The sequence below is a fragment of the Mangrovivirga cuniculi genome (assembly GCF_005166025.1).
GTDB lineage: Bacteria > Bacteroidota > Bacteroidia > Cytophagales > Cyclobacteriaceae > Mangrovivirga > Mangrovivirga cuniculi.
The window spans coordinates 1,639,427-1,662,538 of sequence record NZ_CP028923.1; the positions used below are offsets into that span (position 1 = coordinate 1,639,427).

Here is a 23,112-nt window from a genome sequence, read left to right on the forward strand (position 1 = left end):
TTCATTAACTCTTTTATAAGAGATATGAAAAAGAACAAAATGTTCTCTTTCATTAATATTTTCGGTTTAGCAATTGGTTTTGCTTTTAGCCTGATCGTTTTGGTATGGATTCATAATATGTATTCAGTTGATAAATTCCATACAAAAGCGGATCGCATTTATCAGGTTATGGAGCATCAGACATATAGCGATGGTAATATCCTGACTACAAGGTCTACTCCCGGTATCATGGGTCCTGAATTTGAAAAGGAAGTTCCGGAAGTTGAAAAAACTGCACGGGTTAGCTGGGGATATGATATGGTGACCTCATTTCAGGATAATTCAGTAAGGCAATTAATTCGATTCTCCGATCCAAGCTTTCATGATATATTTTCCTTTCCCATTATAGAAGGTTTCCCTTCCTTAGTGGAACCTAACCAGGCAGTAATTTCCAAAAAAGCAGCTTTGGAACTTTTCAATTCGGTAAATGTGGTGGGTAAAACCTTTACTGTGAATGGAAACGAAGATTATAAGATTACTGCAGTTATTGAGCTCAATGAAGCAAAATCAAGTATTTTTTTTGATGTTCTATTACCTTTTCAACCTCATTATGAAAAAAGTCCATGGTTGCAAAATTGGAGTAGTAACAATACTCCCTGCTATGCACTTTTATCAGAGAATGCAGATTATAAAGAGGTTAATAAAAAGGTAGTAGACTTTATTAAAAAACGAGACGAAGGGTCAGTTGTCGAAATATTTTTATACCCTTTTACCGATGCATATTTAAAAGGTTCATTTGAGGGGAAAGAAGAAAAAGGCGGACAGATTGAAAATTTAAAAATATTTATAGTTATAGCTGCTTTCCTGCTGATTATCGCCAGTATCAACTTTATGAATTTATCTACTGCACAGTCTACCAAAAAGGCGAAAGAGACCGGGATCAGAAAGGTGATCGGAGCAAGCAGGATATCTTTAATTAAAAATTATTTAATAGCTACTTTTATTTATGCGGCTTTGGCAGTTCTACTGGGACTGGTATTAGTTGAACTAATGTTACCGTTTTTCAACACCATATCTCCAATCGAGGTGAGTGTGCCATATCACAGTTGGATATTTTGGGTGATATTGTTGTTAATTGTATTGATAACCACCTTAATGTCAGGAATCTATCCGGCGGTATATTTATCTGATTTTAAACCGGTAAATATTTTAAAAGGGAAATTAGAGAAGGGAAAGTCAGCTTTGCGATTCAGACAATTTCTTGTTGTCTTTCAGTTTACTTTATCTATAATTCTTATTAGTGGAACATTGTTTACTCATAAGCAATTAAACTATATGAGGAACAAAAATATCGGTATGGATAAAGATCGAATTTTATATTATTACCCTCATCATTCTATTTTGGAAAAGTTTGAAGCCTGGAAAAATACTGTTGAAAAACTACCGGGTATTGAGGTTGTTTCCAGAGCTGATCAAAACCCAATTAGAATAAGTAATAATTCAGGTGATCCCACCTGGGAAGGGAAAAATCCCGATGATGTGATTTTATTCGATGTGGTGAGAGTAGGTGAGGATTTTATTGAAACCATGGGAATTAAAATTGATAAAGGAAAATCCTGGGATGGAAGAGCTACCGATTCTTTAAGATTTATAATTAACGATGAAGCAGCGGCTCTTATGGGTATGGAGGAGCCTGTTGGTCAAAAACTTTCTTTCTGGGGGAAAGAGGGGACAATAATCGGTGTTTTTAAAGATGTACATACCGGATCTTTAAGAAGACCCATAGCTCCTACCATTTTAAATTATGATCCCAAAGGCAGCTGGCGTGTTCTGGTAAGGTTTGAGCCTGGTCAGGAGGATCAGGCATTAGAATCACTTAGATTAATACATGGAGAATTTGATCAGATTTCACCGTTTGATTATGAATTTATGCATGATGATTATGACCGTCTTTACAAAAATGAAGAGGTAATCGGAAAACTTACCGGTGTATTTACTCTGGTAGCTATAATAATTTCATGCCTTGGGTTATTTGGGTTAGCCTCTTTTTCGGCTGAGCAAAGAACTAAGGAAATTGGAATAAGAAAGGTGATGGGAAGTTCTGTGAAAGATATTGTCTTAAATTTTAATCTTTCATTTATTAAACTGGTTTTAATTTCTATCGTGATAGCAATCCCGGCCATTTATTTGCTATTACAAAAATGGCTGGAAGATTTCACTTATCACTTACCAGTAAGTATGTCGATTTTCATATTGGGAAGTGCAGTTACTTTTTTCGTGGCAATTCTCACTATCACATATCATGCATTAAAAGCAGCCCGGACAAATCCTGTTAATGCATTAAAAAACGAATAAGATATTTCACTATGAATAATTATTTTATTAATGCCTTTTTAAGAAATATGAAGAAAAATAAGTTGTTTTTTTTCATAAACATTTTCGGTTTAGCAATTGGGTTTGCTTTTAGTCTGATGGTATTTATTTGGGTATTTCAAATGTATTCAGTAGATAAATTTCATTCAGAAATAGATCGTATCTACCAGGTATTGGAACACCAGTCTTTCACGGATGGCACGTCTATGACTTCAAGATCTACCCCTGGATTATTTGCTGAAGAGTTTAAAAGAGATATCCCAGGGGTAAATTTGGCAGCCAGATCTACCTGGGATTACAATATGGTCACTGCATATCAGGATAATTCGGTTAAGCAATCAATTCGGTATGTCGATCCGGAATTTTTAGACATTTTTTCTTTTCCAGTGTTGGATGGAGCTCCTTCTCTCGAAGAATCATCTGATGCAATAATTTCAAAGCAGGCTGCGATTGAGCTTTTTGGTCTGGAAGATGTGGTTGGGAAGACTTTTATCCTGAATGGCCAGGAGCAATATACTGTTTCTGCAGTTTTAGATGTGGACAAAAATGCTTCAAGTATTCAATTTGATGTGTTGCTTCCTATGCAGCCCTATTTTGATCAAAATCCATGGCTTCATAAGTGGGGTAATAATACTCTATTGACCTATACGTTGTTGGATAAAGGTGTGGATTATCAGGAAGTCAGTTCCAAAGCCAGGCATATGGTTAGAAATCATATTAGTGGTACTAATGTGGAAATGTTTCTTTATCCATTCAGTGACATATATTTGAAAGGAACATTTGAAAATAAAGAAGAGAAAGGAGGGTTGATTACCACCCTTAATACATTCATAGTAATAGCTGCCGTTTTACTATTAATTGCATGCATTAATTTCATGAATCTTTCCACTGCCCAATCAATGAAAACGGCTAAAAACACAGGGATCCGCAAGGTTATTGGAGCCAGTAGATTTTCATTGATAAAAAGCAATCTTTTATCAACGTTGATTTATACTGTAACAGCTATTTTATTAGGTCTTGTATTAGTAGAACTATCTTTACCTGTTTTCAATACAATATCACCGATTTCAATATCTGTCCCTTATTATTCCCCAATATTTTGGTTAGGCACTTTTATAATTCTCCTTTTAACTACTTTATTGTCTGGTATATATCCAGCTTTTTATCTGACAAATTTCAAACCTGTAAAAGTTTTAAAAAATGAAGTTGAAAAGGGCAAATCAGCATTAAAGTTCAGGCAAACGCTTGTGGTCGTACAGTTTTCTCTTTCAATTATCCTCATAATTGGAACCATATTCACGTATAAGCAATTGGAGTTTTTGCGTACCAAATCAATAGGGATGGACAAGGAAAACGTTTTATTTTATTATCCCGGGGTTCCATTATTCGAGAAATTTGATTCGTGGAAAACAGAAATTGAGTCAATGCAAGGTATTGAAAAAGTATCGAGGGTAGATGAGAATCCTGTTAGAGTAGGATCAAGTACAGGAGATGTTATTTGGGATGGGAAAAAACCTGATGAAATGGTTTTGTTCAAGGTATTGAAGGTGGGACATGATTTTACTGATGTAATGGGAATAGATATTAAATCAGGGCGGTCATTTAATAAACTATACAATGATTCTGTAAGTTATCTGATCAATAATGTTGCAGCTGAATTGATGGGTATGAAAGACCCGGTAGGTAACCGGTTAAATTTCCGGAATACTGAAGGGAAAATAATCGGAGTGTTTGAGGATGTTCATACCAGTTCTCTAAAATCTGCAATCCCCCCGACTATAATTACACTGAATACAAATTATGTCTTTAGAGCTGTAGTAAGGTTCCCGGAAGGCCAGGAAAGTCAGGCACTGGCTTCTTTAAAATCTATCCATAATAAATATGACCAGGTAACGCCTTTTGATTACAAATTTATGGACGAAGAGTACGATCAGCTTTACAAAAATGAGGAGGTTTTAGGCAAGCTTTCAGGTGTATTTACGATGGTCGCAATTATTATTTCCTGCCTGGGTTTGTTTGGTCTTGCATCTTTTTCAGCGGAGCAAAGAACAAAGGAGATCGGAATTAGAAAAGTACTTGGAAGTTCGATAAAGGACATTGTTATTAATTTTAATTTGTCTTTTGTAAAACTGGTGTTAATTGCTGCAATCATCGCAATACCGATATGCTATTTTATACTTACAGATTGGGTCAGAGATTTTGCCTATCATATATCGTTGGATATCCTGGTCTTTTTGGTCGGTTCTGGAATAGCATTTTTAGTTGCTGTTGGTACAGTAACATATCATGCCTTGAAGGTGGCTAATACAAATCCTGTTAATGCATTAAAAAGTGAATAAAATGATAGAAATAAATAATCTTGATAAATACATCGATGCAAAATTCCAACGATTGTTTTTACTTAAAGCAATCGACTTAAAAGTTGAAAAGGGTGATTTTCTCACTATAATGGGGCCTTCAGGAGCCGGTAAATCTACTTTACTCAACATTATCGGAATGTTGGATAATGCTTCGGCTGGAAAATATCTCTTAGATAATAATGATATCTATACCCTTAAAGGCAAAAAGCAAAGTGAACTGGCGAAGCATTACTTTGGATTTGTTTTTCAGGCGTATCATCTGATTGATGAGTTAACTGTTTATGAAAATATTGAAACACCCCTTTTATATCGAAAAGTTCCTTCAAAAGAAAGAAAAGGTTTGGTTGCGGAAGTGCTGGACCGCTTTAATATGGTAGCTAAAAAGGATCTGTTTCCTAATCAGCTCTCGGGTGGCCAGCAACAACTTGTAGGAGTTGCAAGGGCAATAATAGGTAAGCCCAGGGTATTACTAGCTGATGAACCAACCGGTAATCTTCACAGTAAGCAGGCAGCTGAGGTTATGAATATTTTCAGAGAACTAAATGAGGAGGGAACTACCATAGTTCAGGTAACTCATGATGAACATAATGCCTCATATGGCAAAAGAATTATTGAATTGGTAGACGGTGCCATTGAACGTGATTACCTGGTGGAAAGGGAAGAGATTAAATAAAGATAAAGTTCAATAAAAGGCAGCCCAAAGTGCGCTTTGCCAGCAAACTATTTAGGGCTGCCTCTGTTTATTATACCTTTACGACCATTTTACCTTTATTCTCTCCCGAGAATAAACCTAAAAAAGCTTTCGGTATATTATCAAACCCTTCTACAACTGTTTCTTCATATTTTAGTTTACCCTGCTGAAGCCATGAAGCGATCTTTTTGATTCCATCTCCAAATTCATTCTGAAAATCAGAAATTATAAATCCCTGCATTTTCACTCTTCGCGTTAACAGTATTGGCTGTATACGTGGACCAGTGGGCATGGAAGTAGCATTATATAATGCAATTTGTCCACATAATGACACCCTGGCAAAATCGTTTAATTGCATGGTCACAGCATCGGAAATTTCTCCACCCACATTATCAAAATATACATCAATCCCATCCGGACATGCTTCTTTCAGGTCTTTTTTAATATCATCTGTTGCTTTATAATTTATGCCTGCATCAAAACCGAATTCGTTAGTGAGCATATCGATTTTTTCATCACTACCTGCAATACCAACAACTCTACATCCCTGTATCTTGGCGATCTGGCCAACGACTGAGCCTACTGCACCTGCTGCACCTGAAATTACCACGGTATCACCCTCTTTTGGTTCGCCTACTTTCATTAATCCGAAGTAGGCAGTTAAACCAGGCATTCCCAGTATTCCCAGGTTGTAACTTGGTGGTGCAAGATCCGGGTCTATTTTTCTAAGGTTTTTATCATCAGCTACCTGGTGTTCAGCCCAGTCAAGCATTCCGAATACTGTATCACCTTCTTTGAAATTTTTTGATCTGCTTTTTTCTACTTTAGCTATAGCACCACCGTTTAAAGGCTTTCCAACTTCAAATGGTTCGGTATATGATTTAGCATCACTCATTTTGCCTCGCATGTATGGATCTACTGAAAACCACGTCGCTTTAAGTAAAACCTGACCATCCTTTAATTCAGGTAATTCTGTGGTTTCAAAGTTAAAAGTAGAGTCATCAGGCATCCCTTTTGGACGCTCTTTAAATATGATTTGTCTTGTTTGCATTTATAATTGGTTTTAGGTCGAATCGATATAACCCTGTTCGGGAAATAAGTTCTTTAATTTATTAATTAACTCAACAATGAACACAGTATTTCGTTTAAATACTACAAAAACAACCTTGACCTCAATCAGTTTTGTTTCAACTATAATTAAAAAAACTATTGACCATGGCACATTTAAGACTGGGCGATACAGCGCCTGACTTTACCGCTGAAACTACCGAAGGTAAAATTAATTTTCATGAATGGCTGGGAGATTCCTGGGGAGTTTTATTTTCCCATCCAGCGGACTTCACACCAGTTTGTACTACTGAACTGGGTACCGTGGCAAGGTACAGGGGTGAATTTGATAAGCGGAATGTTAAAACAATTGCATTGAGTGTCGATCCTTTAGATCAACATAAAGAATGGGTAAAAGATATTAATGAGGTAAACAAAACCACAGTTGATTACCCGATAATAGCTGATGAGGACAGAAAAGTGTCTAAGCTTTATGATATGATTCATCCTAACTCTGATGAAAATGCAACTGTTAGATCTGTTTTTATTATCGGTCCTGATAAGAAGATCAAATTAACACTTACCTATCCTGCTTCAACTGGAAGAAATTTTGATGAGATAGTAAGGGTAATAGATAGTCTCCAATTAACGGCTAACCAATCTTTGGCTACCCAGCAAATTGGACTGAGGGAGACAAAGTGGTAATATCACCATCTGTTAGTGATGAAGATGCAAGAGAGCGATTCCCAGGATATGATACTGTCAAACCATACCTAAGAATGACTGATGCGAAAAAGAAATAGATCAAATTAAATTGGAAAGTCCGCTAAAAAGCGGGCTTTTTTAATTGATATTTACTATTTCATCAGTTGTTAAAGTACTGTAAAATGAAAGTAATGATTTTTCCGGATCCCAGTTAAATTTTTCCCGATCGATACCTGAAGGTTCGGATTTTAATCCATGAACTACAATTTTATAAACTCTGTTTGAAGGAGATCCTTCAAAACTATCTCCTTGTTTATCTGCAGCAAAGGTGATGGAAGATGGTTTGGAAATGACATTTACGGTAATTAAGTCATATTTATTTTCCAGCCAGCTATTATTAGTTAATCCATCGTCAAAATATATCTGATCTTCATAAGTCCCTTCATTATAGTAATAATTGATGTGAACTGAATCAGTATCGTAATAATCAGTTGAGGTAACCAACTCTGCAGTAGGAATAATACTTCCTGCTTTTACAAATACAGGAATTTTTTCAATTGTAACAGCTACTTCTATCCATTTGCCCCCATCGATCTTTTCATTACTCCAGTAATTATACCATTCCCCTTCCGGTAAATAAACTTTTCTGTTTTTAATTCCCTGATTTAAAATAGGAGCGACCAGGAAATTATCACCCCACATATATTGGTTATGCAGGGTATCCGGAATTGCAGGGTATTCAATAAACATAGGTCTCATTAAGGGCATCCCAGTAGTAGTGTTTTCCCATCCCAGGGTATAATTATATGGTAAAAGTTTATAACGAAGTTCAATAAATGGTTTGACATTTTGCTGTACTTCTTTACTCCACATAACAGGTTCTGCCGGAGCAGATTGATCAGCATGTGGCCTGAATATTGGTGAAAAAGCAGCGAACTGTACCCAACGTGTATAAAGTTCAGGATCTCTCTCTTCAACGAAAGTAAATCCACCAGCATCAGAATGCATATACCCTATTCCAGAGAGCCCCATGCTCATGATAATTGAAGGTTGTGGTTTAAACCCAGACCAGTTTCTGCCGACATCGCCAGACCACGGTATCAAACCATATCGCTGAGTACCGGCAAATCCAGCTCTTGCCAGTAAGAATAGCCTTTCATTAGGGAAATCTGCTGCATAACCATTGTGCATTACCTTGGCCCATTCGTGACCATAAGCACCGTGGACTTCATAGCCTCTGCCTGTATAGTGATACATTGAATCCGGGTGAGTTTCAGGTTCTCCAAGATCTACCCACCATCCTGCTGCACCGTATTCTTTCATTCTTTTATATTCCTGCCAGATCCATTTTTGAGCTTTCGGATTGAATATGTCCAGTAATCCTGCATCGCCAAAGTAAAAATCCGGTAATTCATATACTGAACTATCTTTGTTCATTCCCAACAATCCATTTGATGCTAAATATTTATAATGTTGAGATTTTTTAGTAAAGAAAGGTTCTGTGATCAAAATAGTTTTAACACCTTTATCCTTAAAATTATTGATCATTTTAACAGGCTCCGGCCATTTTTCTTTATTCCATTTAAGATCTCCCATTCGGCCATCTTCAATTTCAGGTCCAAACCAAAAAATATCTAAAATAAGCGCATCAGTAGGATACCCTGCATTTAAAGATTGATTTAGTATATTTTCTGCCTCTTGCTGACTTTCGTAACCAAATCGAGATTGGAAATTGCCAAAGGCCCAGATCGGAGGTAGTGGTTGATTGCCTGTTAGTTTGGTATAATTGCTAATTAATTCACTGAAGTTGGCTCCATCTATAAAATAAAAAGAAAGATTTCCCTTATAGCTTGAATAGATTAACTCTTCTTTATCAGTTTTTCCGATATCAAAAAAAGATTTTGAAGGGTTATCAATCATCATCATATAGTTGGACGAAGACATCCAATGTGGAATTGAGTAATTTAAATTTGTGGCACCCTCTCCATAGGCATATTGAGGTTGGTTGTAAGCCATAAAACTATAACCACGACGATCTAAAGGGATTGCTCTGAAACCAGTACCATAAATTGATTCATCCGGTTTTAATGAGAATTTTACTGCCAGACTATCACCAATTCTATTTATCCCGTCATTTAATTCAAGCTTTAATTCTCCTGTATTATTGTAATATTTTATATTCAGGGGAGATTTATTTACGATTACAGTAACTCCTGAAGTCTTTGCTGTGATCATGGAGTCGTTTTCGGCAACTTCCATTTCAATTTCTTCGGTTATTACAGGAGCGTAAAACTTATCTGAGGTAATGATCGAATCCTTAAAAGACAGTCTGATAATATCTTCAGAAATGGCTGATAGATAATAAATGCCATGATCACTACTTATAGTTACGATCTTCTGTTTGACGAAATTATTTTTCTCAGAATTATCTTTACAACTAAAAATAATTACTGAGATCAGTAAAAAAAATGCACTTATTTGTTTCATGAGTTCTTCAGGTTATACTGAGGCTAATATAATTAAGAATGGACTTAATTTCTTATTTTCATTAATGATCTGAATAATAATATCAGGTATATTGATTTGTGGATATATGCTTAAAACTAGATATTGAAGTGTTTTGTATTAGCTTTTAGTTCTTATATAGTATCCTTGGTTGATAAATAATAGTTAATATAATTATATTTAATCTAAATAAAAGATTATATTTATATAAAGAGCTAAGAATCTGAATCCCATCAGAAAAGTGTGAAAATTTCATTGGTCTAAATCAAGAGAATATGTAATCAATTATTCTAAAATAACCAATGTCATCATGAAGCATAACCATCTTACCACGCTACCTTTGAAGAGATCTTCATTTTCGATTTTGAAGGTCTGTTGTTTGTCATTATTTATCCTGTTTGCAGGATGCGAGAGTGAACCGGATTCTTTTGTTCCTACCGGTAAAATGAAAGTCGATGGCTTTGAGTGTTGTGACGGAGATAAAGATCTCAATAAGCAATTACTTAAAGAGATTAACGAAGTAAAAGGCTCCGTAGGGAAGTTACAAAACTTTGATGTTGCATATTCCCTCGGTTGGAACGATGATGTAACTGGCTATCTGCCAAATATGGGTCATCATTTCGTGAATTGGTCTACAGTAGACGGAACTTTTGATCACCGAAATCCAGAAGCAATGTTGTTTGTTCCCGATGAAGATGGAAATTGGGAATTTGTTGCAGTTGAATACCTTGTATTAAGATCTGAAAGCCCTGATCCGCCTGAAGGTTTTACAGGAGATCTGGACCATTGGGAAGTAATCGGACCTTTCTGGGCACTGCATCTTTGGATTAAACTGGAGAATCCTGATGGTATATTTCATCATACCAACTCACGATTACCATGATAAACACATATCCCTGACAGTTTATTCTGTCAGGGTTATTTTTTAATTTTAAAATCTTATTAGGGCCTATTATTGTCATTAACCATTTTTGCAGGCAATTCACTTGGTTTTTAAATAGGTTAATTTCCCTTCTATTTATCTCATGAGTTGTCTTAGTCAGCCAGGAATATTTGAGTTAAATCGATTAAATTAAAATAATACCTCCAGAGGTAACAATAGATTAGTGATATATGTTATATTTTATATAATCAAAACTAGTTTTTAATTAAGGCAATTAGATAATGAAAAATTATACCACAATTCTTTTTTTACTAATCTTTTTAATATTTAGCTGTAAACCTAATCAACCAAGGTACGGTAAATATGGTGGTGATAACAGCACCCTTTATATTGATTGGATCGGTTATTATGAAGGAATATTACCCTGTGCTGATTGTGAAGGTGTAAAGACAGCAATTACATTAAAAGAAGATTCTACCTATATTAAAAAAGTAGTTTATTTAGGAAAAGAAGGTGAGGGGTTTGAGAAAAAAGGTGAATTTGAGTGGTTTGATAATGAGAATAAAATTATACTAGACAGCAGGGGAGGTACTCCTGATATGTATTTGCTTGGCGAAGATAAACTGATTCACCTCGATAATGATGGTAAAAGAATAGCAGGGGACTTAGAGGAAGATTACATATTAAACAAAGTTCAGATGGAAGCAAAATTTGAGTTGACTGCACCAAAATGGAGATTGACAGAGATTAGAGGTCAGAAAGTGGAGAATATGTCCGAAAAGGAAATATTTATGGCTTTTGAACCTGATAAAGCTCGTGTTTATGGCTTTGCCGGTTGTAATAATTTCTTTGGTCAATACGAATGGGAAGGCCAGACAAGGATAAACTTTTCTAACTTAGGTAAAACTCAGAAAATGTGTGTTAAGGGAATGGAGATTGAAGAGCAGTTAATGAAAGTTCTTGAAATGACAGATAATTACACAATTACTAATGACATTCTTAATTTGAATAAAGCGAGAATGGCTACATTGGCAAAGTTTGAGAAGATGAAATAATTCTTTAGTAAATTAAATATCATTTTTCATTTATTTTATCAATTAACAGGCAAAGTGTTTCTTTCATTTGCAAAATTTCACTAACGGAAATATCTTCTGAAGATAATTGCTCAATCAGTTTTGAAGGAATTGATTGGGCTCTTTCTTTTAGTTTTTTACCTTTTGAAGATAGTTTGATATAAACTGTTCTTTCATCTTCTTCAGATCTAGATCTTGTGATCAGGCCAGAATTTTCCATTCTTTTGAGAAGTGGCGTTAAGGTATTGGTTTCAAGGATTAATTTGCTGCTTATTTGTTTTATAGAAATATTATCCTTTTCCCATAATACAAGTAATACCAGGTATTGAGGGTATGTAATTCCCAATTCATCTAACAGAGGCTTGTAGGCTTTGGTAATGAGACGAGAGCCTGCATATAACGGGAAGCAGATCTGGTTTTCAAGCTTTAAGATATCATCCGAATTCATAATTATTCTGCGAAATTTATCATAATTGATAATAAACTTAATGAAGATTGAAGGATGAATGAAGAAAAATTGTCAAAAACCATAAGAGACTTTATTAGTAGTAATAGTTTTCAAAATTTCACTTTCAGCTTTAACAAGTTATCAGGAATCATACCGATCAAATACTTGAGTTCCCTTATGCCAAACAGCATCCACTTTTAATTTATTCAATGAAATACTTTCTACCTCATGAGGATTTTCTTCCAGAAGAATAATATCTGCATCAAATCCTGGTAATAACCTTCCGGAGGATTTTTCAGTATGATTTAAAAAACAGGGTGAAGTACAATAACTATGGAAGGCCTGATCAATTGTTATCTTTTCCTGTGGCTGCCAGCCTCCCTCCGGGTTGCCATTGTCATCCGTTCGATTCACTGAACTAAAAATGTGTTCCATTGGATTTAAAGGTCCAATTGGAGCATCTGAACTCGCAGTAAATATCACATCATTTTCAATCAGGCTTTTTCCCACCTGAACAAACTGGCATCGGTCTTCTCCTAACCATTGGGAGTATTCCGGATATTCTTTTTGTAAAAATCCAGGCTGAGTTTCGATAGGTACTCTAAATGTGTGAAGCATCTTTAAAAGATCAGGCCGAGTATTTTGCATGTGAATAATTCGATGTCTCATCGGATTTTTTTCTTTCTTATTTGCCTGAATAATTGCTTTTAAGGCAGTTTCGACTGCTCTGTCACCAATGCAGTGCATAGTAACTTGCATATTGTTTTTTTCAGCAAAAGAAACCATTTTGTTTAATTCCTTCTGATTGTAAATTAATGTTCCGGTAGTGCCAGTATCAAAATACGGTAAATTAAGGGCTGCGGTATGAAGTCTATATGTCCCATCTACAAAGATTTTAAATGCTCCAACTCTAACATTTCCTTCACCATCACCTGTTCTGAATTTATAATTATCGATATAATACTTCATGTCTTCGATATTAAAAACATAGTGGTGCAGGTATGCAGAACAGGTTAGCTCTCCTTTCTTATCAAGGTCAGAATAGGCTTTCCATACCTTAGAATAGTCTCCCACGTAATTCAGATCATCCGAATCGATATGGGTAATTCCGAATTCAGCTAAATGTGGAAGTCCATCGATGATTGCATCTTTAGCTTCTTTAGTGGATTTATTTCTGAAGTGCATTTTTATAAAATGTACAGCAGTATCTTTAAATCTGCCTGTCCAATTGCCATTGTTATCTTTTTCTATAAATTCATCATGACCTTCTTCAAGGAGATCGTCTTTACGCACGATTTCTAAAGCCTTAGTATTAAGCACACATTCATGTCCATCCTGGTGCAATAAGAAGATGGGATAATCTATATCTATTGAATCAAGGTCTTCTGCAGTTAATAATGTGTCTTTATCGCTAAATTTATTATCCATCAAGCCTCTTCCAACCAACCAGTTATTTTGTTGTAATGCCACTTCCTCAGCACCATCACTTAGTTGTTCTTTAAGGTGTTTCCAGGTGGTGATCTTTCTAAGATCCCGTTCTTTTTTCATAAGCGAGTATCTTAAGAAATGAATGTGAGAATCTTTGAAAGATGGACACAAGACTCTCCCTTTGGCGTTAAAGGATTTTTCAGGATTTTTGCCTTTATATCCGTTTTCTTCTATTGAAACAATTCGTTGATCTACTATTCTAACCTGGTAATATTTGTTATCGTGAAGGTCGAAAGGACGATATACCTGGGCGTTGGTGATTAAAGTATGGGACATAAATATTTAATTTGTTATTATTATAATTTATTAAATATTTATGTCCCTTTTTAGGATAATTAAGGAAACTTTAAGGATTTGAATTTTCGATTTCCTTTAGTTTTTCTTTAGCATTTTTATTTTCCGGATCTAATTCTAATACTTTGTTGTAAAGATTTTTAGCTACTTCATAGTTTCCCGCCATGACATTCGCTTCTGCATAACTATCATATACATTAGGTTGATATTTGAAGATATACATATTTGTTTCGAACACAAAAAGAGCTTCCTCTATCCGGTTAGCGTCTAATAAAACATACCCTAGTGTATTTAGCTCATTTGATTTACCTGTTTTATAGTAACATTCGATGACGTGCTTTCTTTTTTCGGCCTTTATTTCTTCAATAGTCTGGTTTTTAAAAAGCTCCAGAATATAGTCAGCCGCTCTGTAATTAGGTATAGATGGATAACCCAATGCTATTTGTGCCAGATCAGTTTCAAGATCATTTACCGGAGACTCGACTATTCGTGCAAATTCTTTATCGTTTCTGTAAAATATAAATGTCGGGACCCTATGGATTTTTAAGCCTTTTTCTTCTGCATCAGGACCTTGCTTATATTTTCCTTCTACTTTACCATCATACAATGCATACAATTTTAACTGGTTTTCTTTAAGGCCTATTTCTTTCCAAAGTTTAATGAATTTTGGGACATAATTCTTGCTATCACCACACCAGCTGCCAAAATAAATATTCACCTGGACATCTTGAAGATTATTAGCCCAGCCAATGTCTTTTCCCGATAGTTCAAATTCGTCCGCACTTGACTCGTACCAGCCAGAGTAAGCCGTATCAGTCTCTAAATATTTAATGGAATCTGTCCACAAAGATGTTTATCACCGTTATCATTAAAATAAGTTATATCCTCCTGTGAAAGAATTGGAAAGTATAAAAGAATAAATGTAAGTGTAAATAAATTTTTCATTTGATTGATTAAGGTTGAATGCAATCTTAATCAACAATGAAGAAGAGTTATGCTAGTCAGGTGTTAATAATTCCTAACTAATCGATGATTTTGTTAAAAAATCCTTCAATAGAATCTGATTATAATATTCCTTTAATGTTTTTTAATTGAGGATCAACATTTTCACCTCCATATAAACCACATATTTCTGCTTCATTATGAATATTGTCACAGTGCCTACAACCAATAGCGAATCTGTTTTGGTCTATTATGAATAATGTAGTGAGCTATTAGCGGAGTTAAAAAATAATTAAGTAATAATGCACACCAGTAATTTATTTTCTAAAGGCGATAGTCGAACCAACTAATAATTATTGGTAGAGTTAAATAAGTTATTACGAAAGTTGAAGAAATGATATTTAAAAGACTCATTCTATTTTTTTGGTATGCCTTTAATAATTAAAATGATGCCCAGAATTAAAGGTATATAAAAAATAATTGAATAATGACTATTTAATATAACATCCCGGTAATTTACAAATGACAAAATCAGGCCTGATATGAAGATTATGATTCCAGAGATAAAAATTTTATTGGCTTTGCTATTTTCAGCTTTAGTTTTAGCATCTTTTTTAAGTTGAGCCTCTATGTATTTTATTATGGCTCTAACTTCGTCATCAGGCAAACCTTTGGTTTCCATATCTTTTTTTATCAAATCAATATGAGAACCAGGCTTCTTTAATTCAGCCATATAAATATCAATTATTCTAGCTCTACTCATAATTCACTCATGTTAAATCCCTTTTAGTAATTTAAATTTTAATTTGCTTTCTTAAAAGAATTTTTGAAGCTTAATATCTTAATAGAATTTCTTTAGTGTTGCATAAAAAATGTCACCTATTTATTACTTAATATATATTGAGAAGTTGTAATTGATTTCTTATTACATATTTTGATCATTACATGATTCGCAATAGCTACTATTCAGAAATTCATTATTTCTCAATTGAAAGCTTGCGCCTCCCTGGGATTTCGAATTAAAAAATTGACAGAATCTATCTTTATTTCTGGCCATAGCTTTTCTCACCATTAGCTTTGTGTTATCATTCAACCTAAGTCCGTTTTTGTTGAAGTATAATCGCAAATAATAAAATAATAAGTCTTCCGATACGCCAAATTTATTTACTTCCGGAGTTAGGATATTCAGGGCTGAGTCAAATTCTCCATTAAACGAAAGGAATTTCGAAATACTAAGAATTTCAATTTCATTTAAATTTGAGCTTCTATAATAAGCCAGGATCTTTTTTATGGCATCTTGCTTCATATCATAATCATTATTCAGAATATGATATTGTCCTGAAACCAGGTAATAATTAATTTTTAACCTGGCCAGTAATTTTGAATCAAGTGGGGTATAATTAAGGCTTTGAATTTGGTCAAATAAATTCTTTTCGGAAATAAAAGCTGAATCACCTTCGGAGTACTCCTCAAGCTTTAGGGATATTAAATTGTATTTTATTTTCCAGCTATTACCAGTAAACTTTTCTATTTCTTCGAACTTCTCAATAATCTTTTTACGATTACTTATTTTATAATCTAATTCAAATAATAACAAATTATTAAATAGTGGGGAAAATTGAGATTTTTCCGGTATTTCAAGCAAGTTGATAAATCTTGCTGGTAGCTCTCTCTCCTTGATTTCTTTGAAAATATGTTTCTGAATAAGAAGAGCTTTATTTAAATCACCTTCTCTGATAGTTTCATTAAAAAATGAAATGAGTAATTCAGTGTTTTTAAGATGGATTTTTTTAATCTGAGATCAAGTTTAATTTCAGCAAAACGTTGTTTAGCTAATATGGGCTCAATTTTAGTAAGTAGTAGTTTGTCGGTTGAAAGTATAGATTTTACTTCTTTTTTTGAATAATTTCTCAAATATTCAAATTCTGTATTTTCAATTGATCCGGCAAATTGGCTCCAGTTTTCAGAAGGCTTTATATGAGGTTTTATTTTGTTAGTTTGAAATTTTTCAAGTGCCTGAATAATGCTTTGTGCTCTTGCAAATTGGAGGTAATTGTTTTCTTTATACGTTCCTTCCACCGATGAATAGGTTTTGATCCAGACATCAGTAATTTCATAATTCGTTACATTGAGAGAGTCATAAAGAGGTTTTATATCTGCAGAGTCATAAGTTGATTTATTTTTATTAAAAGGAATTCTGAAAGTAATAGATTTTTGAAAAAATCGATCTGAAAATTCCTTTCGTGACCTGGGAACCGTATCCCAATACAATCCATTTTTGAGCAACGTCCAGTTTTTTGTTTGCAGACCAACTGTTGATTGGTAATCACAAAGGGCTTTTTTCTGTAGGATCAATATATTGTATTCTACATTCTCAGGTTCGAATGAATATGGCAAAAATCCGATATCTACAGATACGGTGTTTTGATCAGTTAAAACATAATTTTTAAGCAGCTTATTTTTGAAAACAGGGTCCAGCATCAATCCCCTGTTAGGCCAGGCATCAAGAAATTCATTATTTTTTCCACAGCTATATTGGTTTTTATCGATGATGTCTACGGCAATACCATCAAAGGAATCATCAAATAGTTTTTTGAATTGTTTTTCGCTGGGAAAAATCAGGGTTATTTGTCTGTCCTGAACTATTACATCAAATTTAATATCTCCGGGAGTAGAGCTGATTAGCTTTTTATATTCCTTACACCTGTCTCCAAGTATGCTTTCTGGTCCTTTTATTTTGTTTCTGTATTCACTTTGCTGACTAAATAATGCTACCTGGAAGAAGCAAAAAATAGTTAATAATAAAATTTTCTTCATCGGTTAAAAAAGGTTGTTAATTGGTCCTTAACAGCCTGTTACTTCTGATGGCTTTTGCTCTGTTCATAGTTTAAAAAAAAGCAACAAACTCGGACGAAGATAATTTTATCTTTTTTTAATACAAAATAAATTTTTAAAAAACCTTATATATACCAATTTCTAAAAGGAGAATGGTAAGATTATTTACAGACTACCATTGAAGAATTCTGACTTTTGAAGGAAATTATGGAGTCAGGCAAGCAAGAATTAATAATATAATTTAAATCTGCTAAATACATCTATTTCTGTGGTAAAAGTGTATGCGGTGAAGAATCCTTTATCACTTTTACCTGTTAATTGATAGATGTATTCATCTCCAACATCACTTAAAACCACTCTGTAAGGATGGGTGCTTTCAATAAAAGTGAGTTTAAATGATGAAGAATCTATCCATTCAAATTTTAATTTTGAATATGTTCCATCTTTAAATTTTTCATACCAAATCCCATTATTTATCGTGACCCGGATCGTATCGCCGGTAGACTCTATATATTTGAAATCTTTAATGTTAGAGAATTTTTTACAATCTCTTTTTGAAATTTTAGATGGAGGTCGCGAAGTTGTTAAAATCCAGTCACCTTTTTGTGGAGAATTCTCGTATCCGAAAAATATAAACTCCTTACAACTTTTACTTAGTCTGATAAATGAATTATTAATGATTTCATTAGCTTCATTCTGAGAATTAGCATGTTTCTTAAGATAAGGTATCATTGCATTCATAACTGTATTATGTATTCTCATGCTGTCAGGATCATCTTCAGTAGCGTTAAATGCAATACATAGCTCATTAACTAACGAATCTCTTTCTGATTTTGATTGTGAATAAGTTATGTTCCAGGATATCAAAATAATTGATAGAAATAAAAACGATCTAAAAAATATCATAGTTATAAAAGTATAATTTTAGGTATGAGGATACCTGTATAAAAATAAATCCTAAATAAAGTGCTAAGATAATTGTGGGTTTCTCTAATTCAAAATAATTGAAAAGGTTTGATTTTTAAGATTATCTGTTCATGGTTAATAAACATTCAATCACTGAATTTGAGAAGCTTGAATTATTGATTTTATAGTTATTTAGATGTCGTTTAAATATACTAATATAAATGAACCTTCGTTTTTCCACGTATTCTTTTTGAAGTGCTTTGTATTCTTTTTTAGGAGCATACTTTTTAGCAATAATTAATTCTACGGTGCGAACAATGTGTTCATTTATTACCGCATCCCAATTGTTATATCCCTGGTTAGACATGACGTCTTTTATTGGAGTTAATAAATGTGTGGTTGCTTCAATCAAAGAATCAGGGATAGCGGCCCATGACTTATATACAAATGAATGACCAAATTCATGGATGCTTAATTCTCTTAATTTCACCTCATTCCTGAATCCCATATTCAGGGAATCAGGATTTGATATATTTTGAAAATCCAGAGCTCCGAAAATATTATATATTCCACCATCAGGATATGAGCCACCAAAACCCATAGTCTTTGGTAAAGTAAGGCTGGGGATCATATGGTATCTGGTGTATTCATTATCAAAATAATTTTCCAATCCTGAAATGAAATCAAATGACGGAAGTGTATTTAAGATCTCTTTTTCTGCCTGAAGATAGTATTGTTCATTTTTTACAAGGTAGTTGTCAAAATCTACTTCCTTATAGTATTCATTTAATCCATGGAGAAATATCCTTGCGTTGTCCCTGGCCTCAATACTATCTTTTGATTTTGAAAAGCTTAAATAATAAACAGGGTTCAGATCTTCCGGAATACTTGCATGTGGGAATTCAGGTACTCTTATTAGAAAATTTGCCAGTTTATCCAGCCAAATGTGATCTGCTACTGAAGCAGCTCTGGCAAGGTTTTTAGAATTTAAGGTCGATTTGTATTCTTTATAAAAAGAATATCCGTAAACATGCCAGTCTTTTTCTATTAATTCTTTGCCATCGACTGTAATTTTTTGTGTTTCTATATCATTGGCTTCATAGGCCATGGAATATATGAAACCGAGGAACTCAATGTTTTTTTCAAAGTGTACTACTAATTTTTTATTCGATTGAATTTTTTCCTGTCCGTAAATGTTGCTTAAGCAAATCAGGAGGGTCAGAATTATGCTTACTTTTCGTTTCATTTGAATAATTTTTTTCTTCAAATAAACTGTGAAAAGTAAGTCTTATCGACCGGAAACGTATTTCCGGACGTCCGAAATAGTGTTTCCGAACTAATTAGATTTATTCGGATTAAAATAATTAGTGGGTGAGTTTCCTTTAATATCTTTAAAAGCCTGGTTAAATGTCGATTTTGAACTAAACCCTGAATCCATTGCTAATCCAAGCAAGGTTTTTTTATCGAGTTCTCCATTTTCTATTTTTTTGATCACATCATTTATTCGGAGTGTATTTACATAATTCCTGAAATCCATGCCATGATATGTATTGATCATTTCTGATAGATGTCGTGGGGAAATATCCAATTCGGTTGCAGCTTTTTTAACAGTTAGTTGTGGCTGATGGTAAAGCTTTTTCTTGATAAACATTTTATGAATACGTTCAGCTTCTGTTCTGGACTCTCTTGCATTGTCACTAAAAGATGTTTTTCGGGTCAACAAAGGTGGCAGGGAGAAAAAATCAGGGTTGAAAAACGAAATATAACCTAATGCAAAAATAATTATACATAATATGATAACCGTATATTTAAATACAGGTAAGTGGATGATAGCCTCTAAAAACCAGAGCAAGGTTATTAATAAAAAGCATATAAAGAAAACAAAGACTTTTACCAGGTGTTTTTGTGCTTTCTTTCCCGGTAAAAATTGAATAGAACTTCTCAGCTTTTGAATATCCTTACCAACTACTGCCAGTGCAAGGATCATTACCAGGAGGGGAAGAATCTCTGTAAACCAAAACCAGGCTGGGTTATTTATAAGGCTATAGGAAGTTGTGAGGTATCTATTTGAATAAAATGAACTCAATTCAACTACTATTTCAATTATCGCCGGAAAAAAGAGTGCCAAATGCCAAAACTTTATTTTAAATCTTGCCTTGGTAGATAATTTACCAAAAAGAAATAGTGCCGGAGGTAAAGCGAGGTAAGAACAAAATATCCAAAAAGGAAATACATTCTCAACGTTAGTCGTATTTGTTTTTACTGCCCATCCAGTCAGGATTTCTAGTGAAATAATCAGGGTGATCAATCCCAGAAATAGGTTTTGCTTTTTACCGATCACACCACTACTGATCAGGGCAAGACTTAGTAAAAGCCCCTGGCCCGCGGAAATGAGTAGTATGATCTCCAGTAAATCCATTTCAATTCAAATTATCTGTAATTTCTGACAAGATAGTTTATCCTTGAGTAAAAACTTAATTTTTTACTGATTCCAATCTTTATAAAATTAGATTTTGAATTTTTGTTAATTATAATTCCCGTTGGTAATCGATATTTTATTATATCTGTGAAAAAACTTTTTGAAGAGGTGGTTTATGAAACTTGAAAGGAGAGACCGGTTTTCGGCATTCTATTTTACATATCTAATAATCAGCCTAATAGTCGCTCCTTGATATCCTTAATAAAATTTCTGCCTACCGGAATATGTTGCCTTCCAATCAGTAACATATTCCCCTCCATTTCTGAGACTTTAGTCATGTTGGCAATAAAACTTTTGTGTACCCTGTAAAAATCATTATCAGGAAGGATTTTACTTACTGAATTTAAATTGTGGTGAGTAATCAGGCTTTTGTCTTTTGTAACGATACGGATATAATCCTTCAGACTTTCAATCCATAATATTTCATCAAAAAACACCTTGACCTGTTTTTTATTCACTTTAAAAAAAGCAAACTCTGATCGTTGGTCGTCTTCGTTAGTTAATTCGGCTTTATTATATTCCCTTCTTATTCGTTCTACTGTTGACATAAATCGGTTCATTGCTATAGGCTTAACAAGATAATCAAGGACTTCAAGCTCGAATCCTTCAACAGCATAGTCTCGATAAGCCGTTGTCAAAACAACGATTGGTTTCTTCTTTAATGTTCTCAACAAGTCCAGACCACTAAGCTCAGGCATATTTATATCGAGAAATAATACATCTATTTTTTCTCTTTGTAATATGTTATAAGCCTCAAGTGCATTATCAGCTGTATTAACGATTTCCATATCATCCACAGCATCGATAAATCGATCAATAATTTTTATTGCCAGTGGTTCATCATCTACTATAAGGCACTTCATGATTTTTTGAGGGGTATTGTAAGTTTTAACGAATAGGTTTCTGAATCTTCATTTATTTTAAGCTGATATTCACTTCCAAAAAGAATATCGAGTCTTTTTTTAACGTTTTCATTGCCAACTCCTCCCGTTTCGTTTGCAGTATGTCTAACTTTTTGTTTGAAATTAAAAGTTTCAAATATTAAATGATTATCTGTCAGGTCTAAATTAATCTGTATAGGGATATTCCCTTGTTTATCTCTTCCTGCATGCTTAAAATTGTTCTCAATAAATGGCAGCAAAGTAAGTGGTGGAATCAGTTTATTTTTTGAACCTACCGGAGGATTGTAATCCAGGATTAGTTTTTCATTATACCGTAATTTAACCAGATCGATGTAGTTATTGATTTGAACAAAAGCGTCTGCTGTAGAGATATATTCATCTCTCGAACCATAAATTACATATCGCATTAAATCTGATAATTTAACAATCATATCTGCAGCTTTATCAGACTTTTCAAGGACTAATGCATAGAGATTATTGAGGGTATTAAAAAAGAAGTGCGGCTGAATTTGAGAGTGAAGGAATGCCATCTCCGCTTGCATTTTCAGCCTCTCCAATTCACGGGTCTTTTTCTGAAAGTTTACCCAGTCAACTCCAAGTTTTAATGCTGTGGTTAATCCAACAACATAAAGCTCACCGATAAAAACAGCCAGTATATAATTTGCTCCAAAAAGTTCTGCAGGCTGTCCTGATTCTTTCCAAACCTCCGTAGTGACAAATTCATAAGTTATTACAATTCTGATCATAGATATAGCCAGTGTAGCAACTATTAATAATATGAAGTACCATATCCAATGTTTAGGAATCAGTTTTGGCAGTAAAAAATATAAATTAAAGTAAACTAAAATGATATGTAAGGGAAATTCGACCAGGTTTGATTCAAGCGAATACTGATAATCATCAAAATAAGATCCCCAGCGTAAAAAATTGAAAGTAAAATAGATCAACCAGAAAATTGTATGCTGAACCCAGGTTGTCTTTAAAAATTCCTTCATCCGAAAATCGGCAATTTGATTATTACTATGGGTAAGATAAGTCGAAAATGTCATCTTTCTAAAAATTTACACTTGGGAATATGTGAACTTTTACTCCAGATGGGAAAGTTTTTTATCTGAGACGTTACATTTCATCGCTGAACTGTGATTTCTTAACTAATCTGTATCAATGTGAAGGATATAAACCGAATAGCGATGTTTTTTGCA

General features: G+C 33.9%; 18 protein-coding genes and 1 pseudogene. 6 read left to right on the plus strand and 13 right to left on the minus strand.

All coding sequences use genetic code 11. The annotated features are described in order from the left end of the window. Positions 1 to 24: 24 nt before the first annotated feature. From DCC35_RS07365 to DCC35_RS07375, 3 genes are read left to right on the plus strand one after another with little or no spacing between them, the layout of a single operon-like run. Positions 25 to 2,334, plus strand: a complete 2,310-nt coding sequence (locus DCC35_RS07365) for an ABC transporter permease (protein WP_175402753.1) — start codon at positions 25 to 27, stop codon at positions 2,332 to 2,334. An 11-nt stretch (positions 2,335 to 2,345) separates the two neighbouring features. Further along, a complete protein-coding gene (locus DCC35_RS07370) occupies positions 2,346 to 4,691 on the plus strand; it encodes an ABC transporter permease (protein ID WP_137090175.1) in 2,346 nt (781 codons plus the stop codon). A gap of 1 nt (position 4,692) precedes the next feature. After that, positions 4,693 to 5,385 (plus strand): ABC transporter ATP-binding protein, encoded by a 693-nt coding sequence (locus DCC35_RS07375; protein WP_137090176.1) that lies wholly within the window; start codon positions 4,693 to 4,695, stop codon positions 5,383 to 5,385. Between the two features lie 70 nt (positions 5,386 to 5,455). Here the strand turns inward: DCC35_RS07375 and DCC35_RS07380 are convergent, their stop codons facing one another. Further along, positions 5,456 to 6,454: an NADP-dependent oxidoreductase gene (locus DCC35_RS07380; protein WP_137090177.1), complete on the minus strand. Its 999-nt coding sequence runs from the start codon at positions 6,452 to 6,454 to the stop codon at positions 5,456 to 5,458. A 164-nt stretch (positions 6,455 to 6,618) separates the two neighbouring features. Between DCC35_RS07380 and DCC35_RS07385 the strand changes: the two are divergent. Next, a pseudogene (locus DCC35_RS07385) lies at positions 6,619 to 7,253 on the plus strand (peroxiredoxin). Positions 7,254 to 7,293: 40 nt separating this feature from the next. Here the strand turns inward: DCC35_RS07385 and DCC35_RS07390 are convergent. Continuing rightward, complete coding sequence (locus DCC35_RS07390; protein ID WP_137090178.1) at positions 7,294 to 9,642, minus strand: TIM-barrel domain-containing protein; 2,349 nt, start codon at positions 9,640 to 9,642, stop codon at positions 7,294 to 7,296. Positions 9,643 to 9,970: 328 nt separating this feature from the next. Between DCC35_RS07390 and DCC35_RS07395 the strand changes: the two genes are divergently transcribed. Together DCC35_RS07395 and DCC35_RS07400 are read left to right on the plus strand one after the other, a co-directional pair. Next, positions 9,971 to 10,543: a hypothetical protein gene (locus DCC35_RS07395; RefSeq protein WP_137090179.1), complete on the plus strand. Its 573-nt coding sequence runs from the start codon at positions 9,971 to 9,973 to the stop codon at positions 10,541 to 10,543. Positions 10,544 to 10,824: 281 nt separating this feature from the next. Beyond that, positions 10,825 to 11,598 (plus strand): copper resistance protein NlpE N-terminal domain-containing protein, encoded by a 774-nt coding sequence (locus DCC35_RS07400; RefSeq protein ID WP_137090180.1) that lies wholly within the window; start codon positions 10,825 to 10,827, stop codon positions 11,596 to 11,598. A 19-nt stretch (positions 11,599 to 11,617) separates the two neighbouring features. Here DCC35_RS07400 and DCC35_RS07405 read toward each other — a convergent pair whose 3' ends face one another. The 11 genes from DCC35_RS07405 to DCC35_RS07455 form a co-directional block, all read right to left on the minus strand. Continuing rightward, the gene (locus DCC35_RS07405; RefSeq protein WP_137090181.1) at positions 11,618 to 12,064 is read right to left on the minus strand and encodes a MarR family winged helix-turn-helix transcriptional regulator; all 447 of its coding nucleotides are present in this window, start codon (positions 12,062 to 12,064) and stop codon (positions 11,618 to 11,620) included. 141 nt (positions 12,065 to 12,205) lie between these two features. Beyond that, positions 12,206 to 13,828 carry an amidohydrolase gene (locus tag DCC35_RS07410; protein WP_137090182.1) on the minus strand — a complete coding sequence of 541 codons (1,623 nt, stop codon included), beginning with the start codon at positions 13,826 to 13,828 and terminating at the stop codon, positions 12,206 to 12,208. Between the two features lie 70 nt (positions 13,829 to 13,898). Then, on the minus strand, positions 13,899 to 14,693 hold the full coding sequence (locus DCC35_RS07415) for a hypothetical protein (RefSeq protein ID WP_137090183.1): 795 nt from the start codon (positions 14,691 to 14,693) through the stop codon (positions 13,899 to 13,901). A gap of 510 nt (positions 14,694 to 15,203) precedes the next feature. Continuing rightward, positions 15,204 to 15,521 carry a hypothetical protein gene (locus DCC35_RS07420; RefSeq protein WP_137090184.1) on the minus strand — a complete coding sequence of 106 codons (318 nt, stop codon included), beginning with the start codon at positions 15,519 to 15,521 and terminating at the stop codon, positions 15,204 to 15,206. 192 nt (positions 15,522 to 15,713) lie between these two features. Beyond that, positions 15,714 to 16,433 (minus strand): hypothetical protein, encoded by a 720-nt coding sequence (locus DCC35_RS07425; protein ID WP_137090185.1) that lies wholly within the window; start codon positions 16,431 to 16,433, stop codon positions 15,714 to 15,716. Positions 16,434 to 16,507: 74 nt separating this feature from the next. Then, complete coding sequence (locus DCC35_RS07430; protein ID WP_137090186.1) at positions 16,508 to 17,605, minus strand: hypothetical protein; 1,098 nt, start codon at positions 17,603 to 17,605, stop codon at positions 16,508 to 16,510. A 246-nt stretch (positions 17,606 to 17,851) separates the two neighbouring features. After that, the gene (locus DCC35_RS07435; RefSeq protein WP_137090187.1) at positions 17,852 to 18,529 is read right to left on the minus strand and encodes a hypothetical protein; all 678 of its coding nucleotides are present in this window, start codon (positions 18,527 to 18,529) and stop codon (positions 17,852 to 17,854) included. A gap of 121 nt (positions 18,530 to 18,650) precedes the next feature. Then, entirely contained in the window at positions 18,651 to 19,775 is a 1,125-nt protein-coding gene (locus tag DCC35_RS07440) for a DUF4932 domain-containing protein (protein WP_137090188.1), read from the minus strand. 90 nt (positions 19,776 to 19,865) lie between these two features. Beyond that, on the minus strand, positions 19,866 to 20,948 hold the full coding sequence (locus tag DCC35_RS07445) for a helix-turn-helix domain-containing protein (protein ID WP_137090189.1): 1,083 nt from the start codon (positions 20,946 to 20,948) through the stop codon (positions 19,866 to 19,868). A 230-nt stretch (positions 20,949 to 21,178) separates the two neighbouring features. Beyond that, positions 21,179 to 21,871 carry a LytR/AlgR family response regulator transcription factor gene (locus tag DCC35_RS07450; protein WP_137090190.1) on the minus strand — a complete coding sequence of 231 codons (693 nt, stop codon included), beginning with the start codon at positions 21,869 to 21,871 and terminating at the stop codon, positions 21,179 to 21,181. Further along, on the minus strand, positions 21,868 to 22,905 hold the full coding sequence (locus DCC35_RS07455; RefSeq protein ID WP_175402754.1) for a sensor histidine kinase: 1,038 nt from the start codon (positions 22,903 to 22,905) through the stop codon (positions 21,868 to 21,870). The genes DCC35_RS07450 and DCC35_RS07455 overlap by 4 nt, the downstream gene beginning before the upstream one ends. Positions 22,906 to 23,112: the final 207 nt, after the last annotated feature.

Bases quoted from the DNA above. Each gene is read 5' to 3' on its own strand.
- DCC35_RS07365 (WP_175402753.1), top strand. From the start codon at position 25: ATGAAAAAGAACAAAATGTTCTCTTTCATTAATATTTTCGGTTTAGCA.
- DCC35_RS07370 (WP_137090175.1), top strand. From the start codon at position 2,346: ATGAATAATTATTTTATTAATGCCTTTTTAAGAAATATGAAGAAAAAT.
- DCC35_RS07375 (WP_137090176.1), top strand. From the start codon at position 4,693: ATGATAGAAATAAATAATCTTGATAAATACATCGATGCAAAATTCCAA.
- DCC35_RS07380 (WP_137090177.1), bottom strand. From the start codon at position 6,454: ATGCAAACAAGACAAATCATATTTAAAGAGCGTCCAAAAGGGATGCCT.
- DCC35_RS07390 (WP_137090178.1), bottom strand. From the start codon at position 9,642: ATGAAACAAATAAGTGCATTTTTTTTACTGATCTCAGTAATTATTTTT.
- DCC35_RS07395 (WP_137090179.1), top strand. From the start codon at position 9,971: ATGAAGCATAACCATCTTACCACGCTACCTTTGAAGAGATCTTCATTT.
- DCC35_RS07400 (WP_137090180.1), top strand. From the start codon at position 10,825: ATGAAAAATTATACCACAATTCTTTTTTTACTAATCTTTTTAATATTT.
- DCC35_RS07405 (WP_137090181.1), bottom strand. From the start codon at position 12,064: ATGAATTCGGATGATATCTTAAAGCTTGAAAACCAGATCTGCTTCCCG.
- DCC35_RS07410 (WP_137090182.1), bottom strand. From the start codon at position 13,828: ATGTCCCATACTTTAATCACCAACGCCCAGGTATATCGTCCTTTCGAC.
- DCC35_RS07420 (WP_137090184.1), bottom strand. From the start codon at position 15,521: ATGGCTGAATTAAAGAAGCCTGGTTCTCATATTGATTTGATAAAAAAA.
- DCC35_RS07430 (WP_137090186.1), bottom strand. From the start codon at position 17,605: ATGAAGAAAATTTTATTATTAACTATTTTTTGCTTCTTCCAGGTAGCA.
- DCC35_RS07435 (WP_137090187.1), bottom strand. From the start codon at position 18,529: ATGATATTTTTTAGATCGTTTTTATTTCTATCAATTATTTTGATATCC.
- DCC35_RS07440 (WP_137090188.1), bottom strand. From the start codon at position 19,775: ATGAAACGAAAAGTAAGCATAATTCTGACCCTCCTGATTTGCTTAAGC.
- DCC35_RS07445 (WP_137090189.1), bottom strand. From the start codon at position 20,948: ATGGATTTACTGGAGATCATACTACTCATTTCCGCGGGCCAGGGGCTT.
- DCC35_RS07450 (WP_137090190.1), bottom strand. From the start codon at position 21,871: ATGAAGTGCCTTATAGTAGATGATGAACCACTGGCAATAAAAATTATT.
- DCC35_RS07455 (WP_175402754.1), bottom strand. From the start codon at position 22,905: ATGAAGGAATTTTTAAAGACAACCTGGGTTCAGCATACAATTTTCTGG.